Consider the following 23044-nt stretch of genomic DNA (forward strand, 5'->3'; position numbering starts at 1 on the left):
CAGGCGGGCGGCAAAGCGCGGGGGCGCTGTGTGACTGCGGTCGGCGCGCACACCGGCGCCCGCGGTTCAGCCCAGCTGCAGCAGCTTGCGCTGGAGGGACTTGAGCCCGGAGGGCACGGGGACCGTCCCGGCGAGAATCTGCTCCCAGTCGTTCTCGATGGTCTTCTGGACGACGTTGCCCTTGCTGGGAGAGGGGATCGGGGTCGCGTAATCGAGCGCCCGGTACAAGTACTCGCTGCCCTTTGGGGAGTTGTCGAGGAAGGCATCGCTCTCGGCGACGGACCGGCGCCCCGGCACGATCGTGCCGCCGATCTCCGCGAACGTCGAACTGCCTTCTTTCGATATCAGGTACTTGATGAACGTCCAGGCCTGCTTCTTGTTCTTGGACGCCTTCAGGATCGGGTAGCCGTTCCAGCCGGCCGGCGAACCCTGTTCCTTGTTGCGGGGCCAGGGGACGATCTCCATCTTGTCCACTGCGTCGGCGCCGCGGATGTCGATGATCGGCCACCGGCCGCCGCTGAAGGAGGCGAGCTTGCCCTGCGCGGCGAGGGCGAAGCTGTCGAACCTGCCTCCCGGCGGCGGGCTGTAGCCCTTGTCGACGAAGCGCCGGCACAGCTGCGTCGCCTCGACGGCCGCTTCGGTGTCGAAGGTGGGCTTCTTCCAGTCGGCGGTGTAGGAGCTGGTGCCGTTGGTCAGCAGAGGCGGCATGACGCCGGGGAAGTAATCGGGCAGGAAGGGGTGCGCGAGGAGGTCGCGCTCCTTGAGCTTCTTCGCCGCTTTCTCGAAGTCGTCCCAGGTCCACTCCGGAGTGGGCGGATCGATCTTCGCCTTCTCGAACACCTCCTTGTTGAACCACAGGCACACGGTGTTGAACTCGCCCGGCAGGAAGTACGTCTTGCCGTCCGTGGACGCCATCTTCGACCACTCGACGAGCTTGGGGTGGAGGTCGCCGTAGTACTCGTCGATGACGTCCTTGTCCTTGGCGATGAAGTCGTCCAGCGGCTCCAGCAGCCCCTTGTCCGCGAACAGCCGCTGCCCCTCGGTGGCGACCTGGATGATGTCGGGCGACTTCCCGCCCGCGAGCTGCGTGGAGACCTTGTCCAGAAAGTCCGCCCAGTTGTCCGTCGCGACGCCCTGCGCCTCGAGCTTGATCTCCGGATGCTTCTTGCGGAACTTTGCGAACAGCTTCTCCCAGCTGCGCTTCTGCGTGGCGGTGGCCATGTACAGCAACGACAACGTGGTCTCGTCGTCCGCCGCGCCGCCGGACCCGCAGGCGCTGAGACCGGTGGTTGCCAGACCCGCGCCGAGCACGCCCGCACCGGCCGTGCGCAGGAAGCCGCGGCGAGTGCCCGGCGTCCTCGCAAGTGACGCGCGTGCGGAGAGGAGCCCGGAGGGCCTGGAGTGTGTTGATGCCTGTTCCACAACAAGTGGCGAATTGTCCGTCATGATGCGCGGTCCTCCTCGGTCTGTGAGCTGGCGACGCACGTCGGGGATGGAGTCCGTTCTACGCCTGCTCAGTTGGAAAGGCGGAGCTCTCGGGAATCGTTCTCTCAAGTAGGTGCAGGAAGTTGCGCTCATGGAAGTCTGATGAGCTCTGGTATGAGAAATCGATTTCTGGCACTGTAGGGAGCCGCACAAGCGGAGTCAACGGTTCGGACGCGGTCTTCTTCAGGGCCGTATGCTTCGGACGGCGAAGTGGAGGGACGGGCAGGGGATGACCACCATCAAGGACGTGGCCGCGGCGGCCGGAGTGTCGCCGTCCACGGTTTCCCGGGTGCTCAACAACGGGCCCAAGGTCGATCCGGCCCTCGCCCGGCGCGTACGTAAGGCGGCGGCTCAACTCGACTACCGCCCCAGCCGTGTGGCGCAGAGCCTGCGCCGGCAGCGCAGCCATGTGTGGATGCTTCTGGTGCCCGACGTGCGCAACCCGTTCTTCACCGATATGGTCCGCGGAGTCGAGGACGCGGCGCGGGGCGCAGGTTACGCACTGACGCTGTGCAACACCGACGACGACGTCGCGCAGGAGCGCCGCTACCTCGAACTCGCCCTCAACGAACGCGTCTCGGGCGTGATCCTCTCACCCGCTTCGGACACCCGCAGCGCCGTGGAACACCTCACGGCGAAGGGCATCCCGGTGGTCACCGTCGACCGGGTCCTGGAACACGACTCCGTGGACGCGGTGCTGGTCGACAACCGCGACGGCGCCCGCAAGGCCACCGGGCACCTGCTGGAGGCCGGCTACCGCAACCTCGCCTGCATCACCGGCCCCGAGGGCCAGACCACGGCGGCCGACCGGCTCGCCGGCTTCCGCGACGCCCACACCGACTGCGGCGTCAAGCTGCGGCCCGAGCTGATCCGGCACGGCGACTTCCGTATCAGCGGCGGCGAGAAGGCGGCCGATGAACTGCTGCGGTCACCCGAGCCGCCCGACGCCGTGTTCGTCGCCAACAACCTGATGACCTTGGGCACCCTCGACGCGATCACGGCGGCCGGACTGAACATCCCGTCCGACATCGCCATCGTCGGCTGGGACGACGCACCATGGGCCCCGCTGCTCCGGCCCGCCCTGACCACGGTCGCACAGCCGACGCACGAACTCGGCCAGCAGACCGCGGCGTTGCTCGAATCCCGCATCGCGGGCAGCACCGCGCCGCAGCGCATCATCACCCTGCGCACCCACCTGAACGTCCGCGCCTCGTCCACACCTGCCTCCGCGCTCCCGCTACCTCGAACCGGCAACGTGTGACCACGGCGGTCCGATCGCCGCGGACCATGCTCAACGTCCGTGTGTTGCGGCCCAGGTCCTCCTGTTGCGGGCTGTTCGGGGAAGCGACGGTGATGGAGAGGCGTACGTGGCGGCTCGGGGGGCGGCTGGTCTCGTGTACGTCGAGGACTGCCGCGATGGCCTCGGCGGCGCGGCATTCGTCTTCCGTGTCTTGGAGCCTGATGCGCATGAGGTGGGCCCCGTCCTGGGAGGTCCGCCACATCGCCACGCCACAACATTGCGGCGGCGTGGACCAGTTCCACGCACGCGGCTCGGCCACCGTGCGCAGCTTTGTGTTTGCCTCTCGGGAGGCCGTCCTGAAGACCTCCGACGCCTCGTCCGGCGCACAACCACTGCGGGCCTCAGGCTCGTTCACGCGGCCGCGCGCGTGATGAAGTCTTCGATGAGACCGGCGACCCGCTCAGGGTGTTCCTCTGCCGGGTAGTGCCCGCAGTTGTCGATGACGACGCCCGAGACATCGGACGCGATGTGGCGCATGGACGCTTCCACCGCGGTGGCCATGGCCATGTCTCCACCGATGGCGAGCGTGGGAATCTTCAGTGGCTGACGTGCCGTTCGGCGGTTGAGTTCCGCGTCCTCGCTCCCGGACCGGTAGTAGGCCAGTCCTACGCGGAGAGCGCCGGGGGCGAGGTAGGTCCGCTCGTATTCCTCGATGGCTTGGCTTGAGATTGCGGTACCGCCCGCAGTAAGCCTCCAGAACAAGTTGAGGTGATCTCGCTCTTTCCCTCTGATCAAAAGCTCCGGGACATCGGGTACGGCGTGAAAGGCGTTGTGCCAGCGTGGATACCGACTGCTGACCAGATCGGGCGGCACCGGACAGCCCGGCAGAAGTTCCTCTTCGATCACCAGGTGGCTCACCTTGTCCCGGTGGGCCGCAGCCAAAGCACTGGCGACGGAACCGCCGAAGTCGTGACCGACGAGCGCGAAACGGCCGAGGTCCAGTTGCTCGGTCAATTCCGCGATGTCAGCAGCGAGGGTTTGCTTGTCGTAAGGGCCGAGCGGGCGGTCGGAGTCACCGAGTCCGCGCAGGTCGGGGGCGATGACGGTGTGGCTCCGGGCCAGGACCGGGATGACGTCGCGCCAGTGGTACCAGGTCACCGGCCAACCGTGGAGCAGGACGACTGGATAGCCTTGCCCGACGATGACAGTGTTCAATGCGGTACCGCTCACGGATATTCGCTGATTCCGCATCAACATGCGGTGTCCTTCTTTCTTCGTGCTCGGTGGGCGGCGACTTTGGCGCGATTGCCGCATTCCTTCATCGAGCACCAGCGTCGTGTGTGACCCTGTGACAGATCGAGATAGGGCATTCCGCAGTCGGTGGCCTCGCACGCTCGGAGAGACGTCGCTCGCGTACTGGTGACCAATTCGATGGCGTCTCTGGCGACAACTCCCAGGGCTGTCCCGACGTCGTCCCCGTCGCGTGTCTGCAAGGTGAAGGGTTCGTCCGCGCTCAGCTGTGGTGCCGGCGTGCGCCGACGAGCCCAGTCGTTGATCACGCGTATGTCTGCTGCGGTGACCGGACGCTGCGTGATCCGGGCGAGCACGAGTCGGTAGATCACCTCGCGCAGCTCCCGAGCCTGCTGGAGGTCCCCGTCGGAGACACGCTTCTGAGGCCCGACGAGCTCTGCGCGGGCCAGCCACTCGGTCAACCGGGCGGCGCTCGTCAACCGCTCATCTCCACCAGCGAGGCGGCGGCCGACGGTCGCCACGAAGTCCGTGGACAGAGCGCCGGTGTAGAAGCGGAAGTCGGTCGTGTTCACGGGAGGATTGTAACTAGCTGAGACGGTTACATGCAATCATGTGGCAGGTCAGGGGTCGCACGCCTATACCAGGACCCGCCGTCGAACCGGGCAGCCCCGGCAAGGCGGCCCGAACGCCCTCGATCGCGCCAAGGGTCGGCGCACTGAGGGTGGAGGTCGGCAGCGAAGGCAACAGGACCGCGGGGATGTCATGTACCGGGTCGGCCAGAAGGCTCGCGGTGTCTACCCTCGGACACCGGATATGAGTCATCGCTCCTACCAGGGACGGTCTGGTCGCAGAGCAGCGGCAAATCTTGGTCCTGGCGGGGCAGTTGGCCTGGTTGCTGGCCCAGCAGACGCGTGCGCAACCCCGAGGTCGGGAGGCCGGCGCGGAACGTGTTCTCACGAACAAGATGACACTTCCCTGCCACCTGCGGCAGCGCTCTGCGGCGCGCTCGGGAATGAAGCTTCCGGCTTCGCGATCAAGCTTCTCGGCGGTGCCCTGCTGAAGCCGAGCAGACGGAGGGACCGCGATCACTCGGCCCCCGCGAGCACCTCGCACTCCAGCAGACGCCCGCACCACCGTCTCTGTCAGAGCAGTCAGGATGAACTCGGAGAGACCTTTCGCACGAACGTGTCCGACGATGTCAACGCGGAGCCCGAGGCGTCGGTCACCTCAAGCTTGGCCAGCGGAAGCTGGTGCTCGGCGTCGAGGAGGACCGAGTGGGGTTCTCCCTCATCGAAGAGGTGGTCCTCGCCCCACTGCCTGAGAGCCACGATGATCTTGAAGAGCTCGCGGCCCTTCTCCGTGAGCGTGTACTGGTGGTAGGCCGTCCCGTCCGCGGCGGGGGCGACCTCCAGGATGCCTCTCGCAACGAGTTCGCGTAGCCGTGAAGCAAGGATGTTCCTGGCTGATCCGAGGCTGCGCTGGAACTCGCTGAACCTGGTGATCCCATCGAAGGCGTCACGGACGATGAGCAAGGACCAGCGGTCACCGATCACGTCCACGGCCCTGGCCACGGGGCACTCTGCCCCTTCGTGACTCACGCGTGCAGCCATCTGCGCCCCCTGTCGCTCTCACCCAAGGCTCGAAGTTTCCCTCGACAACTGGTTGCAAGTCTAAACCAGCTCGTCTATCTTCCCGTGCATCAGGTTTCAAAATGAAACCGATCTGCGAGAGTTGCAGCGAGTCGAGGAGGAGCCATGACGGAACAGCCAGAGGTCGACAGCGGCGCGAGGGTGAGCCCGGTGCGGGTCGCGGTGGTCCAGTTCGAGCCCCACGTCGGACTGGAGAACCTCAAGGCCAACGCCGCGGCTGTGGAGGAGCGGCTGACTGCCGCCGCAGACGACGGCGCCGGTCTGATCGTCCTGCCCGAACTGGCGACGACGGGCTACGTGTTCGAGAGCCGCGAAGAGGCGTTCGCCCATGCCGAGGCCGTTCCGGACGGCCGCACCGTGCAGACATTCGTCCGTCTGGCTGCCGAGCGGAACCTGTACATCGTGGGCTGCGTGGTCGAGCGGGACGGCGAAAGGCTCTACGACACCGCGGTCCTCGTCGGCCCGGACGGATACATCGGGCGCTACCGGAAGACCCACCTCTGGAACACGGAAAAGCTGTGGTTCACCCCCGGAGACGAGGGGTTCTCGGTCTTCGACACCCGGATCGGCCGGATAGGGCTACTGGTCTGCTGGGACATCTGGTTCCCGGAGACCGCCCGCATCGTCTCGCAGATGGGCGCGGACATCATCTGCATCCCGACCGGGTGGGTATGGACGCCGCCCCCTCTCTACGACTCGAGCGGCGTCTGTATGGCGGCTCACCTCACGATCACGGCGGCGCACGTCAACAACGTCTTCATCGCCACCGCCGACCGGATCGGCCAGGAGCGCGGGGCGGGCTTCATGGGGAACTCGCTCATCGCGGGCACGAACGGCTGGCCCGTGGACCGCATCGCCGGTCCGGACGAGGACACGATCATCTACGCGGACATCGACCTCTCCGAAACACGAACCGCTCCGATCTGGAACCAGCTCAACGACCTGCACCGTGACCGCCGCACCGACCTGTACGACCAGATGCTGGGCTACCGCGGCGCTGCTCCGCTGCCTCGGTGACGTCATGACAACAGTCCGCAGTACATGGAGCGCCTCCTCGAGGCGAAGGATCGTGCGCCCGCTCGCGTTGGCGGGCGGCATCCTGCTCATCGTCCTCGTTGCCTGGGTGCTCGCTTCCGGCACACGGGGCGCAGCAGCATCGTCATGGACGGGTGACTACAGCGATGCAGGCGGCTTGGCATCCTGGCTGATCACCTCTGTCACCGAGCCGCAGTTCTACGCGGTTGCCTCGGCGAGTGTCTGTCTGCTGCTGGGAGGTCTGTTCGCCCACCTGATGCACCGGAACTCGTGGCCGTGGCAGGGCTTCGTCCAGGCCTGCGGCACGGGGATCTGGCCATGGGTGGCGGGTAGCGCGTTGGCGAGCCTGCTGCTGAGTAATCTCGCTTGGGGCTGGACGCTGGCGCCGGGTGTGTGGCAGCCGCTCTTCGTGCCCCTCGTTTCCGCGGCGCCGGCGATCGTGGTTCTCTACGGTCCCGGCTGGAGCACAGGTCCCACCGCCGTTGTCTGCGGGGCAGCTCTGACACCTCCGGCCGCGATCCTCACCGTGGAGTATGTCTGCAAGCCGTGGGACCTGCCCCCTGTTGTCGGTGCGACCACAGGGATGTGGGTCGGAGCCCTTGCCGCATTCTCGCTCTGCCGCCTGCTGCCCTGGATGCCCGCCCCCGGCGTGTGGCGCGAGGAGTCCGTTGACGATGTCAGCCCGGGAGCCGGGACCACATGGTCCCGGCTGTGGGTCCCTCGTCGTGCGTTGGCCGACTTCACCGAGGCACAGTTCTTCGGCAACGAGTGGGCGAGCGCCGCCATGATCCTCGGAGCCGTCGTCGCGCACGTCGTCAGCCCATCGGCCCTGACGTACGGAACAGGTCTCTTCCTGGCGGTCCTCAGCAGCCAGGGGCTTACGGCGCTTGCCGGAGTGCTCATCTGGCGAAGGCGGTGGGACGCCCACGGCTTCTACCCCACCTTCGTGCCCGTCGTGTCGGTCGCACCAGCGACCGTGCTTGCCTACGGCGGGAGTGTCCAGGTCGTCGCAGCCGGCGCACTGCTCGGCGCGCTGATCGCTCCTCCGGTCGCCGCTGCGATCTCAGGACGGTTGCCCGACAGTTTCCACCCCTTCATCGGCAACGTGGCGTCGATGACCTTCTGCACCGCCCTGATCGTGCCGCTGCTCGGCCTCCTACCTGGATTCGCATCATGAACCCAAATACCAATCCAAGTCCCACCATCAGTACCCTCGCGGGTGCCCTGCGCCGACACGAGACATCAGCCGCCGAACTGCTGGCGGAGAGCTTGCGCAGGATCCGCAAGGACAACCCGGTCCTGAACGCCTTTGCCGTCGTGGACGAGGCCGGGGCCCGCGAGGCGGCACGAGCGGCGGACGAAGAGATGGCTGCGGGCATCGACCGTGGTCCTCTTCACGGTGTGCCTGTCGCCGTCAAGGACCTCATCGACGTGGCCGGATTGCCGACCACGTGCGGGTCGGCGACGTCCTTCGGCGCGACGGCGACCCGGGACGCCGAAGTCGTCAGGCGGCTGCGCAGGAGTGGCGCCGTCATCGTCGGAAAGACCACCCTTCACGAGTTCGCCTACGGCGCCACCGGCGATCGTTCCGTCCACGGCGCTTCACGCAACCCCCGTGATCCCAGCCGGATTTCCGGGGGCAGCAGTGGAGGCAGCGCGGTCGCGGTGGCCGCGGGCATGGTGCCGCTGTCGGTGGGCACGGACACCGCCGGATCCGTCCGGGTGCCCGCGGCGCTCTGTGGGGTCGTCGGGTTCAAGCCCGCCTACGACGCCGTTCCGACGGAGGGCGTGTACCCGCTGGCTCCGACGCTCGACCATGTGGGCCTCTTCGCCCAGACAACTGAAGACGTCCAACTCGGATACCAGGCACTAATCGACGGGTTCGCGGAATCCCGGCCGCGAGCCGAGGACGGCCTCACCGTCGGATGGATCCCGCCACGGGACATCGCGACGACCGACCCGCGCATGGAGGAACTCACACAGCAGGCCCTCGCGCGAGCCGGTTTCACCTTGTCCCCGGTTCACGGGTTTCCTCGCGGGCATCGCGAACAGAGCCTGTTCAAGGTGTTCTCGACACTTCAGGGCCGGGAAGCGTTTCAGGTGCACGAGCATCACCTGGAGAAGGACCACGACCGAATCGACACCGAAGTCCTGGCACGGCTCCGTCGCGGCCGGGAAATCTCCAGCGCGCACTACGCCCGAGCCGAAGAGGCCCGTAGGGAACTGCTCCAAACCGTAGCCCGGTTGCTGAGGACCCACAGCGTCCTGGCACTGCCGACGACTCCGATCGTGGCGCCCCCGCTGGACGCCCGCACCGTGCGCGTCGCCGAGACGAACCTTGAGGTGCGAACTGCCCTCCTATCCCTGACCAGCCCGTGGAACATGACCGGGATGCCGGCCATCAGTGTGCCCGCGGGCCAGATCGACGGGCTCCCCGCTGCCGTTCAGCTCGTCACGGCACCCGACAACCTGCACCTGATGTTCGCGGTGGCGAAGACGCTGGAAGCGGCACAGAGGCCGCAGCCGAGTGCACCTTGATCACAGGACTTCTCCCGCTCACCACATCTCTGAAAGGGCATCATGCCGTCCATCCAGATCGACCTGCCGCTGACCACCACGGCAGCTACCAAGCAGGCACTCGCGCAGCGCGTCGGTGCCATCTACGGGGAGATCATGCAGATCGGAAGGGATCTCCTCACCGTGTCCGTGCACGACCTCGGCGAAGGGGGCGTGTGGAGGCGCCACGATGCCGGCCCTCCGACCCCGTCCGCACTCATCATGTGTGACATCCGCAGGGGACGGCCTCCCGAGACAAGGGCGCACCTGGCACAGTCCTTGATCGACGTGTGCGTGGAGATGTTCGAACTGGAAGCGTGCTGGGTGAAGGTCGAGTTCACCCAGCACGCGGGGGACGAGATGTACCACCCCCACCTGGGAGGCTTCAACGCCGACTGGAACGCCGACGAACGGCCGGCCACGGCCAGTTCGACCTGACAGCCGTTCCCCCGTGCGGCGTCGCCAGCTGGTGCGGTCCAGTCGCTGCATGACGCTGAGAGCCTCGCGCGAGAGCTGATCGGAGTCGCAGTTCAGCGACCTGTCTATCGCTCCGGCGCCGCATGCGATCGCCTTGGCGAGGAAGCGTTCGGCTTTGCACCATGCGGCCGGTCGCCGTCGAGCATCTTGCGCCCCAACCAGGAGATCTCGGCCGGCCACGGGTGGGACTCGCGCGAGCCGCTCGGAGGGCCCGAGTCACTGGATGTGTATCTCACCGGACTCACGAGGCCCCCCGCACTCCTGCCGAGTGCATCGGCACGCGGGCACGACCCGGCGGCGTGCGGCTCAGGGGCTCGGCCACAGGGTGACGCGGTCGGCGACCCAGTCCCACACCTCGGCCTGCTCGCTCCTGCCCCTTCCGCGGGGATCGAGGTGTGGCGCCCGGTCATGGAGCCACCGCGCCGTGGCCTCTGGGTCCGCAACGGAGACGGCGAGAAGATGCCACGGCGATCCGGGCCACAGCTCGACGCACACCACGGGACCGCCGGTCCGGAGGGCGACGAAGTCATCCTCCCGGTGGTGGCGGCGGGTGCCGACGTACAGCGCCCCCGAGATCCAGACGCCCCGGCGCGCGACTCCGCGCAGGGCACGCCACCAGTCACGCTCGACCCCTACGCGCCGTACCTCGGTGAGCGGCACGCGCACGTCGCGGTGCCGCGCTGCCGTCTTCTCCCACCAGGACAGTCGAACGACCAGGTCAGTGCCTCTGACGAGTAGCCGTGCCATCGTGCGTCATCCCAACTCCGTGGCGATCGTCCGTACCGGGTTTCCGCCGGGACCGGCCTTCACTCCCCCACAATCGTCCGCGGCACGCAGCCCCCTGCACACCGGCCCCGGCCGTTTCTCCGGCTGGGGGTGGCCCCTCCTGTCGGCCCGGGCTCGGTCAGCAGCACGCCGCGGCTGTCGGCCGGCACGAACCAGCCGATCAGCACTGTCGCCGGCACGAAATACGTGATCTTCGCCCGCACTCCGTCACCCCTCCAGGTCGAGGAAGTGCTCCAGCCCGTAGGTGAGCCCCGGTGCGGAGCCGACACGGCGCACTCCCAGCAGCACACCGGGCATGAACGAGCTGCGGTGCAGCGAGTCGTGCCGGATGGTGAGCGTCTCCCCCTCGCCCCCGAAGATCACCTCCTGGTGCCCGATGAGGCCGCGCAGCCGCAGCGCGTGCACATGCACGCCGTCGACGTCCGCGCCGCGCGCACCCGCCAGGGAGGTGGAGGTGGCGTCCGGCTGTGCGGGCAGCTCGGCGTCCTCGCGCGCGGCGGCGATGAGCTGTGCGGTGCGTACGGCGGTCCCGCTCGGGGCGTCGGCCTTGCCGGGGTGGTGCAGATCCACGACCTCGGCGGACTCGAAGAAGCGCGCTGCTTGCTGTGCGAAGCGCATCATCAGTACGGCGCCGATGCCGAAGTTGGGGGCGATGAGCACGCCCGTGCCCGGCGAGGCCTCGAGCCAGCCGCGTACTGTGCGCAGCCTCTCGTCGGTCCAGCCGGTGGTGCCGACGACTCCGTGGATGCCATGCGTGACGCAGTACTCCAGATTGCGCATGACGGCGTCCGGGTGCGTCAGGTCGACAGCGACCTCGGCGCCCGAGCCGGTGAGCGCGTCGAGGCTGTCGCCCCGGCCGAGGCAGGCGGCCAGCTCCATGTCGTCGGCGGACTCGACGGCCCGTACGGCCTCGGAGCCCATGCGCCCCTCCGAGCCGAGGACGGCCACACGCAGCTTGCTCATTGGTTCGTCCTTCGCGGAGATGACGGCACAGGCTGACGGGGTTGGTCAGGGCGGCCTCATACGACCCCGGACGACCGCCTCGTGCAGCCCGCCGGCCTGGTGGTCATGGGGCAGATTCCCGGTCCGTGGGGTCGGGGTCGGGGCTGGGGCGCGTCACCGGGGATCCTCGGTGTCGCGTGCGGCGGTCAGATGCTGTCGGGCGGATTGTTCGAGGTGGACGACGTCGCTGGCGACGGTCGCGAAGGTGAAGCCCTCGGCGATTCGCTGTGCGGCGCTCGCACCGTCCGGGTTGTGGATGCCGGCGGCGATTCCGGCGGTTGCGGCGGCCTCTCGTACGGTGACCAGGGCGGTCTCGAACTCGCCGGCGACGGCCGGGTCGGTGGAGGAGGCGCCACCGATGGCCAGCCGCAGATCCGACGGTCCGACGTAGATGCCGTCGAGGCCCGGAGTGGCGCAGATTTCCTCGACGTTCGCGAGGCCGTTCGCGGTCTCGATCATGGCGAGGACGACGGTTTGGTCGTGGGCCTCCGCGGGGGCGGGCCCGATGCGCAGGCCGGAGCGCATCGGACCAAAGGAGCGGTTGCCGAGCGGGGGGTAGCGGACGGCGGCGACAGCGTCCGCGGCGTCCTGGCCGCTGTCGACGAGGGGGACGATGACGCCCGTCGCGCCCGCGTCGAGCGCCCGGCCGATCGGCGCGGGGTCGTTGGCTTCGACGCGGACCATGCCCACGGCGGTACTGCCTTTGGTGTCGATCGCCATCAGGTTGTGGAGCATGCCCTGATAGCCGAAGAGTCCGTGCTGGGCGTCGAGGGCGATGTAGTCGTAGCCGACGCGTGCGAGACGTTCGACTGCGACGGGCGCGTCGAGGAGCGACCAGTAGCCGATCAGCTGCCTGCGGGCGCGGAGGGCCGCGGCGAACTGGGCGGGATTCATGAGGAGCGCTACCTTCTTTCTCTGTACGGTCAGCGGTTGTACGCGGGCATGGGGCCGCGCAGTGCCGCTCCCACGGCATCGCAGGCTGCTGCGACATCCGCCGGAAGCGGGCCCGCCTGTGCGCTGTTGATGTTGGCGCGCAGATGCTCGGGTCGGGAGCCTCCGAGCAGGAGTGCGTCGGTGGAGGGGCGGCCGAGCAGCCAGCGCAGGGCGAGTTCGGTAAGCGGGATGCCCGCGCCCTCGGCGATGCCGGTCAGTTGCTCCACGGCGGTGAAGAGGCGCTCGTCCCAGTAGCGCTGCTTGTACATCGCCGCGACCTTCGAGTCGCCGAATCTGCCTTCCGCTGGGGGCTGTTCGAAGCGGTGGCGGCCGGTGAGCAGGCCCCCGCCGAGCGGGTTGTAGACCATGGTGCGCAGGCCGCTGGTGGCCGCGTACTCGACGTACTCCTCCTCGATGCGGCGGGCCAGCAGATTGTGCAGCTGCTGGGCGACGACAGGGCGGGGAGCGCCCGTCTCGTCGGCGACACGCGTGAGTTCGGAGATCTGCCACGCCGCGTAGTTGGAGACGCCGAGAGCGAGGATCTTGCCTTCGGTCGCGAAGTCGGCCACGGCGGCGAGCGTTTCGGCCAGCGGTGTGGCCCGGTCGGGCTGATGCAGGTAGAAGAGGTCGACGTGATCGGTGCCGAGCCTCTTCAGGCTGCCTTCCAGGGCGGCACGCAGACCCGTGGCGGACAGCGGAGCGTGCCCGCCCTGGTCCGGGTGCGGGATCCCGGCTTTGGTGGCCAGCACCATCCGGTCACGGCGGCCGGGCAGCAGTCCGGCGAGGATGCGCTCGCTTTCCCCGCCCGCGTAGCCGTTGGCGGTGTCGACGCCGGTGACGCCGGCTGAGAGTGCCTCGTCCAACATGACGGCCGCGCCGTTGGCGTCGACGCTGTCGCCGAAGGTCATCGTGCCCAGGACGAGCCGGGAGAGCGGAACGGGGACGTTCGGCAAGGCTGTGCCGGTGTTCACGGACGCGGTCCTTCCGGTGAAGAGCGACGAGATTGCGGGGCCTGCGCCCCATGCCGATGAAGGTGCCGGAGGTGGCGCCGCCGCCGTCGGGTGCGGGGCTCGGAGTTGTACGGAGTGTTTCGTTCCGGAAAAAGGTGGCATGGTTGCGTGTTTCGCGCAAGAGGCATCGCGCATTTTGTGCAGGCTGTGTCATCATCGGTTCTCAGGGCAGCTCACCCAGACCAGTCCAGGAGGTTCGATGTGTCCCCTGTGACCCGCAGCCGGCGGGCGCCCCATCCCGTGCTCGCCCTCGCGGACGACCTGTCCGGCGCCGCCGAGACCGCCGCGGCACTCGGCCTCCGCAGCCGGCTCGTGCTGGGTCCGGCCACGGTGGCGCCACCGGCCGGTGGTGAAGCCGTGGTGATCGACCTCGACACCCGGAGGTCTCCGGCGGACGAGGCGGCCCGCGCCGTACGCACCTCGCTGGCAGCCGGGTCGCCCGACGACGCGGTGATGTTCAAGAAGGTCGACTCGCTGCTTCGCGGGAACCTCGCGGCCGAGACAGCTGCCTATGCGGAGGGCGCAGCAGCCGTTGTGATTGCGCCCGCGCTGCCGGTCGCCGGCCGGACCGTTCTCGACGGCGTCATGCATCTGCACGGCACGCCGCTGCACGCTACAAACGCGTGGCGGGCCGAGTCCGCTCCCGTGCCCCGTTCGATACCCGGTGCGCTCGGCTCGCTGAGCACGGCGACAGTGCCGCTCGCTGACGTGCGGGCAGGTACGAACGTGCTCATCGAGCGGTTGCGCGCCGCCGTTGGAGACGGACGGCACCCGCTCTGCGACGCGGAGACGCAGTCCGATCTGGACGCGATTGCCGAAGCGGCCCTCCAACTGGGTCCGGGAATACGGCTGTTGGGCACGGGCGGGCTGGCACTCGCCCTCGGACGCAGCCTCGCGGCAGGCCGGCCGAGCCACCCGGAGGAAGACGAGAGCCCCCTGTCACCCGCCGCCTCGGCGGACCGACCGCTCCTGATCGTGGTGGGTACCGCGGAACCCGGCGCCGTTGCGCAGATCGCGCAACTGACATCGAACGGAGTAGGCCACATAGCCCTTCCCCCGGACTTGCTCGGGAACGCTGCCGAACTCCCCCGGCTCGATGTGGCGCCGTCCGGAATCACGGTGGTGAGCATCGACAACTCCAAGGGCATGAGCCCCTGTTCGGGCCGACGTCTCGTGGCCGCACTGGCCCGTACCGTGGCCGACGTACCGATGCAGACCGATCTCGTCCTCACCGGAGGCGAGACCGCCCGGAGCGTCCTCGACGCGCTCGGCATCACACAGCTCACACCCGTCGGCCAGATCCACCACGGCGCCGTATGCGCACACTCACCGGACGGCCGGACGATCGTCACTCGCCCCGGAAGCTTCGGTGACGCTGATTCCCTCCTGCGGATCGCACGCGCCCTGCGACCCCTCCACCGCCCCCAGACACCGGCACCATCCCCCACTCTCGCGGCTGAACCACCGCCCGTAGCGCAAGGAGAAACCCTGTGAACGCAGCACCCGCCGCTGTCCCGGCCAAGCGGTCCTCAACCTCCGGACGTCCACTCCCGGTCATCGCTGTGACCATGGGCGACGGCGCCGGTATCGGGCCCGAGGTCATCGTCCCGGCACTGCTCCACCCGGAGACTCTGCGCGACTGCCGCCCCGTCGTCATCGGAGACGCCGAACGACTCCGGCAGGCGGCCGCGATCCGCGGCATCGACTGCGCGGTGGTCCCCGTCGACAGCGCCGACGACGCCCAGTTCGGCCCGGACCGCGTCAATGTCATCGACCTGGGCCTGCTCCCAGCCGACCTGCCGTGGGGAAGGCTGTCCCCGGTGGCAGGCGACGCGGCCTACCACTACGTACGGGTCGCCGCCGAACTCGCCGTGGGAGGAGAGGTGCAGGGCATCTGCACCGCGCCGCTCAACAAGGCGGCCCTGCACGCCGCCGGTCACAACTTCCCCGGCCACACGGAGCTCCTCGCCCACCTCACGGGTGTCGACGAGGTGTCGATGATGCTCTCCACACCGAGGGTGAAGGTCATCCACGTCACCACGCACATCGGTCTCCTCGACGCCGTCAGGCTCATCGAGCCCGGACTCGTGGAACGCACGGTGCGCCGCGGTCATGAGGCGATGGAGCGGGCCGGGACCGCACGTCCCGTCATCGGCGTGTGCGGCATCAACCCGCACGCCGGCGAGAACGGCCTGTTCGGATACGGCGAGGAGGAAGAGAAGATCATTCCGGCCCTCGAGGCCCTCCGTGCCGACGGCATCGACGCCCGCGGACCGCTCCCCGCAGACACCGCCTTCTTCCTGGCCTCCCGCGGTGACTACGACCTGATCGTGGCCATGTATCACGACCAGGGCCACGGTCCGGTGAAGGTCCTCGGCATCGAGGCGGGCGTGAACCTCACCGTCGGCCTCCCCGTCATCCGCACGTCCGTCGACCACGGCACCGCATTCGATATCGCAGGTACGGGTGTTGCCGAGGCCGGTAGCATGGTCGAGGCTCTGCGGCAGGCGGCCGAGATGTCATCCTCGCCCGCCCGTTGACCACCGGCACATTGCCCCAGAGGACAGAAACCAATGGCTGCCATCGGATCCCAGGCCCGACGCGACCGGATCGTCCAGCTCGCCAACACCACAGGACTCGCGAGCGTCGAGGAGCTCTCCCGGCTGTTCGACGTGACCGCCTCCACCATCCGCCGGGACCTGGCGAAGCTCACTACGAACGGGCAGCTGGCACGCACCTACGGCGGGGCCATGGCCCTGACCGCGCACCCGGAGGCATCGCTGCGGCAACGCACCGGTGAGGCGTATGAGGCCAAGCGGGACATCGCCCGTTGGGCAGCGGCGCAAGTGCAGGCCGGCGAGTCGTTGCTGCTCGACGCCGGCTCCACCGTCGGCGCCCTCGCCCACGAATTGCGGACGGCCCGGAAGGTGACCGTGGCGACCACGGGACTGACGGCTCTCCAGGAGCTTTCCGATGTCGAGACGATTCACGTGGAATGCCTCGGCGGCACGCTGCGCCCGCTGAGCCAGGGTTTCGTCGGTCCGTTGACCGAGGCAGCCCTTGAGCGCATGACGTTCGACCGCGTCTTCCTCGGCACGGACGGGGTCTCGCACGAGCACGGCATCTGCGAGGCCGACCTGCGGCAGACCCGGCTCAAGGAACTGATGGCCCGCAAGGCCGAACACGTCTACGTCCTGGCACACGCGGCCAAGCTCGGCCGCCGCCCGTTCCACGCCTGGGCGACGCTCCCGCCCGGCTGGACCCTGGTCACAGACACCTCGGCGGACTCCGCGAGCGTGGAGGCCCTCCGCGCCAAAGGCGTCGAGGTGGTACTCGCGGAACCTCTGGAGGCCTCGCCGGTACCCGCGCGGAGCCCCGATGCCCCCGTGACGGACGACGTCGCGGACTGAACAACTCCCGAGGTCATCCGCCGCAACGTCCCCGACCCCCGAGCATGAGCCGGGCCGGAGCTTTGTCTCCGGCCCGGCTCATGCGCACACTTGGAGCAAGACGAGCAGACCTGTGATCAGGCGCCCGAGTTGTCACGATCAGCCGTGCGACACCGTCCCCACGATGGCAACCACCAGTTCGTACGTCGCCCAGATCCCGATCGCACCGATGCCGGCGAGCACCAGGTTCTCCCACCACCTGTTGGCCTGGCCGGGAAGCATCAGGTCCTTGCGCATGGTGATGGCCACCAATCCGACCATGAGGGCCGGCACGGTGACCACGCTCAGTCCGTTGCCGAGCAGCGTGAGGACGATCAGGTCAGGCGCGAACGGGAACGAGAAGATCACAGGCGTGAGCATGATGAACAGCAGGACCGACTTGAACAGCTTGTCGGTGTGGTGCAGTTGCTCCGTGGCCGTGTCCGGAGACTTCGCCTGGAGCCGACGGAGCCGGTCCGGCCGGGACTTGTAGATCGACTCTGCCAGCATCTGCACGAACACGCGCGGCTGCGTCACGATGTTGTCGAAGACGACGAAGAAGATGGCCAGCCACATCAGAGTCGGTCCAACCGGCCCGACTGCGCGCTCCATCATGAGCACGAGACCCTGCTCGGAATCCACGCTGGCGCCTGTCCCGTGCAAGGTCTCGGCCGCGACCACCCAGACCGCGAGCACCAGGCCGAACATCACTGTGGTGCCGGTGATGAGGTCGTACCGCTGGAGCCGGCGGAACTCCGGGCCTCGCCAGCCCTTCTCGTGCATGAGGTACGGGTAGAGCAGATTCGCCGCCGATCCGCCGACGGCGCCGATGAGGGCAACCGCCGTGGTGACGGCCGTGATGTACCCGCTCTCTCCCGGCGGGAGGTCGAATGCGAAGCCCTTGACGAAGGCTGACAGATCGACACCGGTGCCGATGAGCGCGACGAGGAAGCACACGACGAGTGCCGCCATGGTCAGCTGCGCGAGGATCTCGAGTCCCCGGTAGTGGGTGCGCTTGAGGAAGGCCAGACAAGTCGCCGCTGCGGCAGCGACGACCGCCCATGCGGCCGTCCCCCAGTCACCGAGATGAATCAAGCCGTCAGCGAGGTGGTTCAGTGCTGTGCCGGCTGCGACGAGCAGGAACGAGACATAGACGAAGCCGAGGATGCTGGTGGTGATCCCGATGTAGAGGGGAAAGCCCTTCCACAGCCGGCGGTACCCGTCGAGGATCGTCCGGTCTCCAACGGCATTGCACAGCTGGTACTTCGACATCGTCGAGACGATGAAGTAGCGGGATCCCACGGCCAGGACCAGTGTCCATATGAGGGCATAGCCGTACGTGGACCCTGACACCGCGGAGCTGATGAAGTCGCCTGTTCCGAGCCAGGAGAGCACGACCACGATGCCGGGGCCCATGCCCTTGAGGAAGCCCATGAAAGTGGTCGGCGGTAGGGGATTGCGTTGCTTGTTCTCTGTTGAGGCTTCGCGATGCGCGCCTTCTGTTGAGGCTTCGCGGTGCACAGTCATGGTGACTCCAGGGCGGGGACAAGGTACGTGGGTTGCCCGGCCAGACCCATGAACGGGTCGCGGCGGGTCAGCGGACGCTCAGCCGTCGAGCCACGAGGGGTGCAGCTGCACGTACTTGATGGCTCGACGGAAGTGCGTGTAGGCGAGGTGCAGCAGACCGTCGGCGGTCTGCACGAGCGAGGGGTAGGACAGTTCGCGGTTGTGTCCCTCTCGGGAGTTGTTGGTGAGGCAGTAGCCATCGCCCTCCTCGACGTTCCTGCTCACCGGCCACGTGAGGCCGCCGTCGGAGGACACGGCCAGCGTGAGTGGCGCCCGTGGCGCCCCCCAGAAGGCCGGCCCGGGGGGTGTCGGCGTGTCCGTACTCGAGCCGTCGATCTCGTCGTAGAGCGAGGAGCGACGTTCGGCTGCGTCTGCCGCGCTGCTGTGGTTGTAGGCCACGACAACGCGGCCGTCGTGGAGCACGACCGCCTGGACCGACGAGTTGTTGTTGGGGAGGTCCGTGGGCACCGGTGCGCTCCACGTGACGCCGTCGGTCGAGTGGCTGCGGTGGATGAAGTCGGCCTGCCGTCGCCGGAAGAGAGCGAGGAACGAACCGTCGTGCAGACGCAGGACGTTCATGTGCACGCAGCCCGTGCTCTCGGGGACTTGGTGGGCCGTCCACGTCGAGCCGTTGTCCGACGAGACCAGCACCCCGCTGTAGTCGGCATCACCGACCCAACGGCCGTTCTCGGGCCGGGGGCAGTAGAAGGCGGGCAGCAGCAGCCGGCCGTCCTCGAGGACCAGGGGCGGCTGGCGGATGTAGACGCCAGTCCCGGCCTTGGCGGGCACCGCGGTCTGCCCGGGTTCCCACGACCGGCCACCGTCGCCGGAGGATGCCAGCCGGACCTCCGCCGTGTCCTGGTCCCCCGCGTTCTGGGCGGTGAAGTAGATACGTAGTTCGTGTGGCCCGGCAAGGAAGGGCACCGGATTCTGTTCCGAGCGTGTCGCGTCGTCACTGACCTTCACGGGCGTGGCCCAGGTGCCGTCCGCTGAGAGGACGGAAAACCAGACGGCGATGTCGGAGAGACCCTCCTGCGTGCCGCCGAACCACGAGCAACCGAGCGATCCGTCCGGCAGCAGGACAAGGTTCGCGGCGTGGCACTGCACTGTGGGAGCCGGGAGGAAGCTCTCGGCGGGCTCGACATCGCTCGCGTCGAAAGCGCCGCGGGCAGCGCGACGAGTGTTCTCGGAGCTGCTCGACCGACTGTTCATCTTCGCCTCCGCGCTGATTCGAAGGGGCTCGTGGTGGCTTGTCGTAGGTGGACCGCCCGGGCCCACGAGACCCCACAGCGCCGTGAGGCGGCCGACGCCGGCGATTCCCATCGCGTCTCCTTCGTCCGTGATCCGCCAACGGGACTGTGTGGTAGTCACGCACCATGGCACTGCTGCGCGAATCACGCAATAGAAGCGCGCGTATTTTACGCACGCCCTGCTGTGAGGATCACCCGCGACGCACAGTGACAGCGCATCTCCCGGCCCCCGCGAACCGGATCAGCAGTCCGAAGGCACAGAGCTGAGATCACCTACTGAGCAGGTTCGGTGTCAGTCGGCATGGGTAACCCCGTTCCCGTCAGTCTCAGTTGAGCTACCCCGGTGCGCGTTTCACGCATTGGTGGGCCCAACTCAACGACTGCACTGGACCATCCGCGAAGCGTCGCCCTGGGCGACGCAATCCCCGGGGCGCATCTGTCTGCATCTGGTCCTCGGCAGCACTCGTCGCGCGAGTGGGCCTGGAAGCGCCAGCGCCGGCTCACTTCGGCGCCTGCCACGACGCCCGTGAAGTCATGGCACCCGCGTGCCGGTGGGTGACGCGGCCGCATCGCCCGACCCACCTACCTGCATACGGGTAGGGGGTATCCTTTCGGATGTGGACGCACCGGCCACACCCGACGGGAATGAGGATGGGGGAAGGTCATGGAAAACGCTGCCCAGGGTGGGAACGCATCCGGCCGCGGCCACGCCGGACATCGCGATCACGGCGCTGAAGGTCCGGGGGGCGCGACCTGGAGCACCGCCGCCAAGGCGACGCTGCACTGCCTGACCGGCTGCGCCATCGGCGAGATCCTCGGCATGGTCATCGGCACGGCCCTGTTGTGGGGCAATGTGCCGACGATGGTTCTGGCGATCGCCCTGGCGTTCGTCTTCGGCTATTCCTTCACTCTGTTTGCGGTCCGCAGGGCTGGGCTGGGCTGGGCGGGCGCCATCAAGGTCGCGCTGACCGCTGACACGATTTCCATCGCGGTGATGGAGCTGATCGACAACGGCATCATCGCCCTGGTTCCCGGCGCGATTGATGCCCATCTGTCGGACGGGCTGTTCTGGTCTTCGTTGCTGGGCGGTTTCGCCGTTGCCTTCGTGGTCACCACTCCGATCAACAAGTGGATGATCGGCCGGGGCAAGGGTCACGCCGTCGTCCACGCCTATCACTGACCGAAAGGTCGCAGCGAGAGCACGGCGCGATGCCGGCAGACCCGAAGTCAAGGGTCCCCAAGTTGGCCGTCGTGCCCGGAGTTCTTGGTCAACGCCGGGGGCGGCCGTCGCTTTGAACCGTTCGTCCGGTCCCGGACTTCAGCGAGTTGCCTGAGGTGTCCGGTGATTTGACGCTCGGGCCATGCGGAAAGGATCGCTTCTACGTCGGAGAAGTACTTTTGGCGCGAGCGGCCCGAGCGAGTACGCAAGTCCCCTGCTGAGCAGGGAAGTCACACTCCAGGCCTCGTGACTCGTTGAGGGTGTGCGGAGGCGTCGGTGCAGGATCGAGGACCTACTTCGGTCTACCGTTCCTTGAGCTGCAAGACGGTTGTTTGACTTGGCCGCCCATTCTCGGAGGCCGCACGGGACGGCTCGATGACTGATGTGATGGGGGTACTCGCGGCGCTCTTGGCGTGCGCGGCGATGGCTCCGGCCGTTGCGCACGTACTGGAATTGCCGGGCAAGCTGCGCCTCACGCGCTCCGAGTACGTAGCGGTGCAGCAGATCTACTACCCCGGGTTCACGATCGCCGGGCTCAGCGAGGTTCCGGGCATTCTCGTCACCGCGGCGGCCTTGGCACTGACCGAAGTCGGCGGCGTCGACTTCATGCTGCGTGCGGTCGCGGTGGTGGCCCTCGTAGGAATGCAGGCGGTCTATTGGCTGCGCGTGCACCCCGTGAACGGTTTCTGGCTGGAGGGCGAGAGCCTCGACCGGTTAAGCTCGGGCTTCTTCACCTTCGCGGGACGCCGGCGTATGGGTCGTGCTGGTCACGTGGAGTGGACCGACCTTCGGGACCGCTGGGAGTCCGGACACGCCGCGCGTGCCGGGCTCGCGCTTGTCAGCGTCACGGCACTCGTCGTTGCACTCGTGTGAGATCCGACCTGCCTCGCTACTTGTCACGCGCTCCATCCGCGCCCTGAAGAGACCCGGGGGCAGGGGCCGCCCTCGCGGGTGCGGCCCCTGCCCCGTCCGGTCACTTGCCGAGAAGCTTGTTCATCTGCTTGATCTCGGCGGTCTGCGACGTGGTGATGTCCTGTGCCATGTCCTTGGCGGGTTTGTACTTGCCGTCGGACTTCTCGGTGGCAGCCATCATCACGGCGCCCTCGTGGTGTTCGACCATCATCTTCAGGAAAGCGTCGTCGAACTTCTTGCCGGAGGACTTCTTCAGCTTGTCCATGTCCTCGGGCTTCATCATGCCGGGCATGCCGTGTTCCGAATGATCCATGCCGGGCATCTCCTCGGGCACCTTCTGGTCCCAGGACTTCAGCCAGCCGGACATCTTCTTGATCTCAGGTCCCTGCGCCTTCTCGATGTCCTTGGAGAGGGACTTCACCTCCGCCGAAGAGGCTCGGGAGTCGGCCAGTTCGGCCATCTCCACGGCCTGGCGGTGGTGCGGGATCATTCCTGTCGCGAAGGACACATCAGCGGAGTTGTGGTTGCCCTTCGAGGCGGGCGCCGAGCTCTTGTGCCCGCCGTGGCCGCCGGCACTGTCGTCGTTGCCGCCACACGCGGTGAGGACTGCGGCAGCGACGGTGGTCGCCGCGACTGCCGTGGCAGCGCGGAAGAAGGAACGGTGTGCGGTCATGGTGATACTGCTCCTGCGTCATGAGAAGTGTTGGTGTGCGCCTGGGTCCCAGGACATGGCCTGGGGGCACCGGGTCTTGTCGCCCGGCACCGTGCGGCGCGGCTTATATGCGCAGGAGCTGGAGTTGCGAGAGCGACGGTGGCGCCCGCTCGGTGGCGGTCGCGGCGTCACTCCGGAGTCGAGGCGCAGCGAAGGGCGCATCGACGGACTGGCCGGGGGCTGGTGTCGTGAGCGTCGGGCTGCCGCTGATCCCGCTCGCCGCACAGGTGGCGTCGGCGTGATTGAGGTGACCGCCGCTGCTGGCCCCGTAGGCCATGTGATGGCAGGCGGATTCCGCAGCACGCGCCGCAGTCTCGTGGCCGGGCGCTGCCTTGCCTGCAAGGTGGCCATGACTGCTCATGGCCGGCATGGCCCGCTCATGCTGGGGCGCAGGCGTCGGCCCGAGGCCGTGCATGGCGACCAGCCCCGTGAGTACGGCCAGCATCAGAAGCACACCCCGCACCCCGAGGGGACGGAGTGCGCGCCGGGTGCTGACCATGGTGGCAATCCTAGGGTGGGGACACGTAAGCGTC

Annotated in this window: 22 protein-coding genes; 10 read left to right on the top strand and 12 right to left on the bottom strand. The window is 67.8% G+C overall.

What is annotated here, in order from left to right; translation table 11 throughout:
- Positions 1-66: 66 nt before the first annotated feature.
- Positions 67-1446 carry an ABC transporter substrate-binding protein gene (locus G4Z16_RS01710; protein ID WP_197348823.1) on the bottom strand — a complete coding sequence of 460 codons (1380 nt, stop codon included), beginning with the start codon at positions 1444-1446 and terminating at the stop codon, positions 67-69.
- Positions 1447-1678: 232 nt separating this feature from the next.
- Here G4Z16_RS01710 and G4Z16_RS01715 point away from each other — a divergent pair, with 232 nt between their 5' ends.
- Entirely contained in the window at positions 1679-2746 is a 1068-nt protein-coding gene (locus G4Z16_RS01715) for a LacI family DNA-binding transcriptional regulator (protein ID WP_197348824.1), read from the top strand.
- A 390-nt stretch (positions 2747-3136) separates the two neighbouring features.
- Here G4Z16_RS01715 and G4Z16_RS01720 read toward each other — a convergent pair whose 3' ends face one another.
- The 3 genes from G4Z16_RS01720 to G4Z16_RS01730 form a co-directional block, all read right to left on the bottom strand.
- Complete coding sequence (locus G4Z16_RS01720) at positions 3137-3982, bottom strand: alpha/beta fold hydrolase (RefSeq protein WP_197348825.1); 846 nt, start codon at positions 3980-3982, stop codon at positions 3137-3139.
- Positions 3976-4548, bottom strand: a complete 573-nt coding sequence (locus G4Z16_RS01725) for a CGNR zinc finger domain-containing protein (protein WP_197348826.1) — start codon at positions 4546-4548, stop codon at positions 3976-3978. The genes G4Z16_RS01720 and G4Z16_RS01725 overlap by 7 nt, the downstream gene beginning before the upstream one ends.
- Before the next feature lie 579 nt (positions 4549-5127).
- Positions 5128-5586 (bottom strand): winged helix-turn-helix transcriptional regulator, encoded by a 459-nt coding sequence (locus G4Z16_RS01730; RefSeq protein WP_197348827.1) that lies wholly within the window; start codon positions 5584-5586, stop codon positions 5128-5130.
- A gap of 144 nt (positions 5587-5730) precedes the next feature.
- On the opposite strand from G4Z16_RS01730, the gene G4Z16_RS01735 reads away from it, so the two are divergent.
- Genes G4Z16_RS01735 through G4Z16_RS01750 form a run of 4 tightly spaced genes read left to right on the top strand, consistent with a single transcriptional unit; the run spans position 5731 to position 9654 of the window.
- Positions 5731-6642, top strand: a complete 912-nt coding sequence (locus G4Z16_RS01735) for a nitrilase family protein (protein ID WP_197348828.1) — start codon at positions 5731-5733, stop codon at positions 6640-6642.
- 4 nt (positions 6643-6646) lie between these two features.
- The gene (locus tag G4Z16_RS01740; RefSeq protein ID WP_197348829.1) at positions 6647-7837 is read left to right on the top strand and encodes a hypothetical protein; all 1191 of its coding nucleotides are present in this window, start codon (positions 6647-6649) and stop codon (positions 7835-7837) included.
- Positions 7834-9198: an amidase gene (locus tag G4Z16_RS01745; protein WP_197348830.1), complete on the top strand. Its 1365-nt coding sequence runs from the start codon at positions 7834-7836 to the stop codon at positions 9196-9198. The genes G4Z16_RS01740 and G4Z16_RS01745 overlap by 4 nt, the downstream gene beginning before the upstream one ends.
- Before the next feature lie 42 nt (positions 9199-9240).
- The gene (locus tag G4Z16_RS01750) at positions 9241-9654 is read left to right on the top strand and encodes a tautomerase family protein (RefSeq protein ID WP_197348831.1); all 414 of its coding nucleotides are present in this window, start codon (positions 9241-9243) and stop codon (positions 9652-9654) included.
- A gap of 345 nt (positions 9655-9999) precedes the next feature.
- Here the strand turns inward: G4Z16_RS01750 and G4Z16_RS01755 are convergent, their stop codons facing one another.
- The 4 genes from G4Z16_RS01755 to G4Z16_RS01770 all read right to left on the bottom strand — a co-directional run bounded on the left by G4Z16_RS01755 (position 10000) and on the right by G4Z16_RS01770 (position 13385).
- Complete coding sequence (locus G4Z16_RS01755; protein ID WP_197348832.1) at positions 10000-10440, bottom strand: hypothetical protein; 441 nt, start codon at positions 10438-10440, stop codon at positions 10000-10002.
- A 246-nt stretch (positions 10441-10686) separates the two neighbouring features.
- Entirely contained in the window at positions 10687-11442 is a 756-nt protein-coding gene (gene dapB / locus G4Z16_RS01760) for a 4-hydroxy-tetrahydrodipicolinate reductase (protein WP_197348833.1), read from the bottom strand.
- 153 nt (positions 11443-11595) lie between these two features.
- The gene (locus G4Z16_RS01765) at positions 11596-12375 is read right to left on the bottom strand and encodes an HpcH/HpaI aldolase family protein (protein ID WP_197348834.1); all 780 of its coding nucleotides are present in this window, start codon (positions 12373-12375) and stop codon (positions 11596-11598) included.
- A gap of 29 nt (positions 12376-12404) precedes the next feature.
- Positions 12405-13385 carry an aldo/keto reductase gene (locus tag G4Z16_RS01770; protein WP_246530620.1) on the bottom strand — a complete coding sequence of 327 codons (981 nt, stop codon included), beginning with the start codon at positions 13383-13385 and terminating at the stop codon, positions 12405-12407.
- A gap of 240 nt (positions 13386-13625) precedes the next feature.
- On the opposite strand from G4Z16_RS01770, the gene G4Z16_RS01775 reads away from it, so the two are divergent.
- From G4Z16_RS01775 to G4Z16_RS01785, 3 genes are read left to right on the top strand one after another with little or no spacing between them, the layout of a single operon-like run.
- Complete coding sequence (locus G4Z16_RS01775) at positions 13626-14918, top strand: four-carbon acid sugar kinase family protein (RefSeq protein WP_246530621.1); 1293 nt, start codon at positions 13626-13628, stop codon at positions 14916-14918.
- A complete protein-coding gene (gene pdxA / locus G4Z16_RS01780) occupies positions 14915-15964 on the top strand; it encodes a 4-hydroxythreonine-4-phosphate dehydrogenase PdxA (protein WP_246530622.1) in 1050 nt (349 codons plus the stop codon). Before G4Z16_RS01775 ends, pdxA begins: the two co-directional genes overlap by 4 nt.
- A 33-nt stretch (positions 15965-15997) precedes the next feature.
- Complete coding sequence (locus G4Z16_RS01785; RefSeq protein ID WP_197348835.1) at positions 15998-16834, top strand: DeoR/GlpR family DNA-binding transcription regulator; 837 nt, start codon at positions 15998-16000, stop codon at positions 16832-16834.
- A 138-nt stretch (positions 16835-16972) separates the two neighbouring features.
- Here the strand turns inward: G4Z16_RS01785 and G4Z16_RS01790 are convergent, their stop codons facing one another.
- Complete coding sequence (locus G4Z16_RS01790) at positions 16973-18379, bottom strand: Nramp family divalent metal transporter (protein WP_197348836.1); 1407 nt, start codon at positions 18377-18379, stop codon at positions 16973-16975.
- 78 nt (positions 18380-18457) lie between these two features.
- A complete protein-coding gene (locus G4Z16_RS01795; protein WP_246530623.1) occupies positions 18458-19741 on the bottom strand; it encodes a sialidase family protein in 1284 nt (427 codons plus the stop codon).
- Positions 19742-20332: 591 nt separating this feature from the next.
- Here G4Z16_RS01795 and G4Z16_RS01800 point away from each other — a divergent pair.
- Complete coding sequence (locus G4Z16_RS01800; protein ID WP_197348837.1) at positions 20333-20848, top strand: DUF4396 domain-containing protein; 516 nt, start codon at positions 20333-20335, stop codon at positions 20846-20848.
- Positions 20849-21262: 414 nt separating this feature from the next.
- Positions 21263-21760: a hypothetical protein gene (locus G4Z16_RS01805; RefSeq protein WP_197348838.1), complete on the top strand. Its 498-nt coding sequence runs from the start codon at positions 21263-21265 to the stop codon at positions 21758-21760.
- Between the two features lie 100 nt (positions 21761-21860).
- On the opposite strand, the gene G4Z16_RS01810 is transcribed toward G4Z16_RS01805, so the two are convergent.
- Complete coding sequence (locus G4Z16_RS01810; RefSeq protein WP_197348839.1) at positions 21861-22472, bottom strand: DUF305 domain-containing protein; 612 nt, start codon at positions 22470-22472, stop codon at positions 21861-21863.
- Positions 22473-22575: 103 nt separating this feature from the next.
- Positions 22576-23010: a DUF6153 family protein gene (locus tag G4Z16_RS01815; protein ID WP_197348840.1), complete on the bottom strand. Its 435-nt coding sequence runs from the start codon at positions 23008-23010 to the stop codon at positions 22576-22578.
- Between the last annotated feature and the right edge of the window lie 34 nt (positions 23011-23044).

The sequence above is a fragment of the Streptomyces bathyalis genome (assembly GCF_015910445.1).
In the GTDB taxonomy this organism is placed as follows: Bacteria; Actinomycetota; Actinomycetes; order Streptomycetales; family Streptomycetaceae; genus Streptomyces; species Streptomyces bathyalis.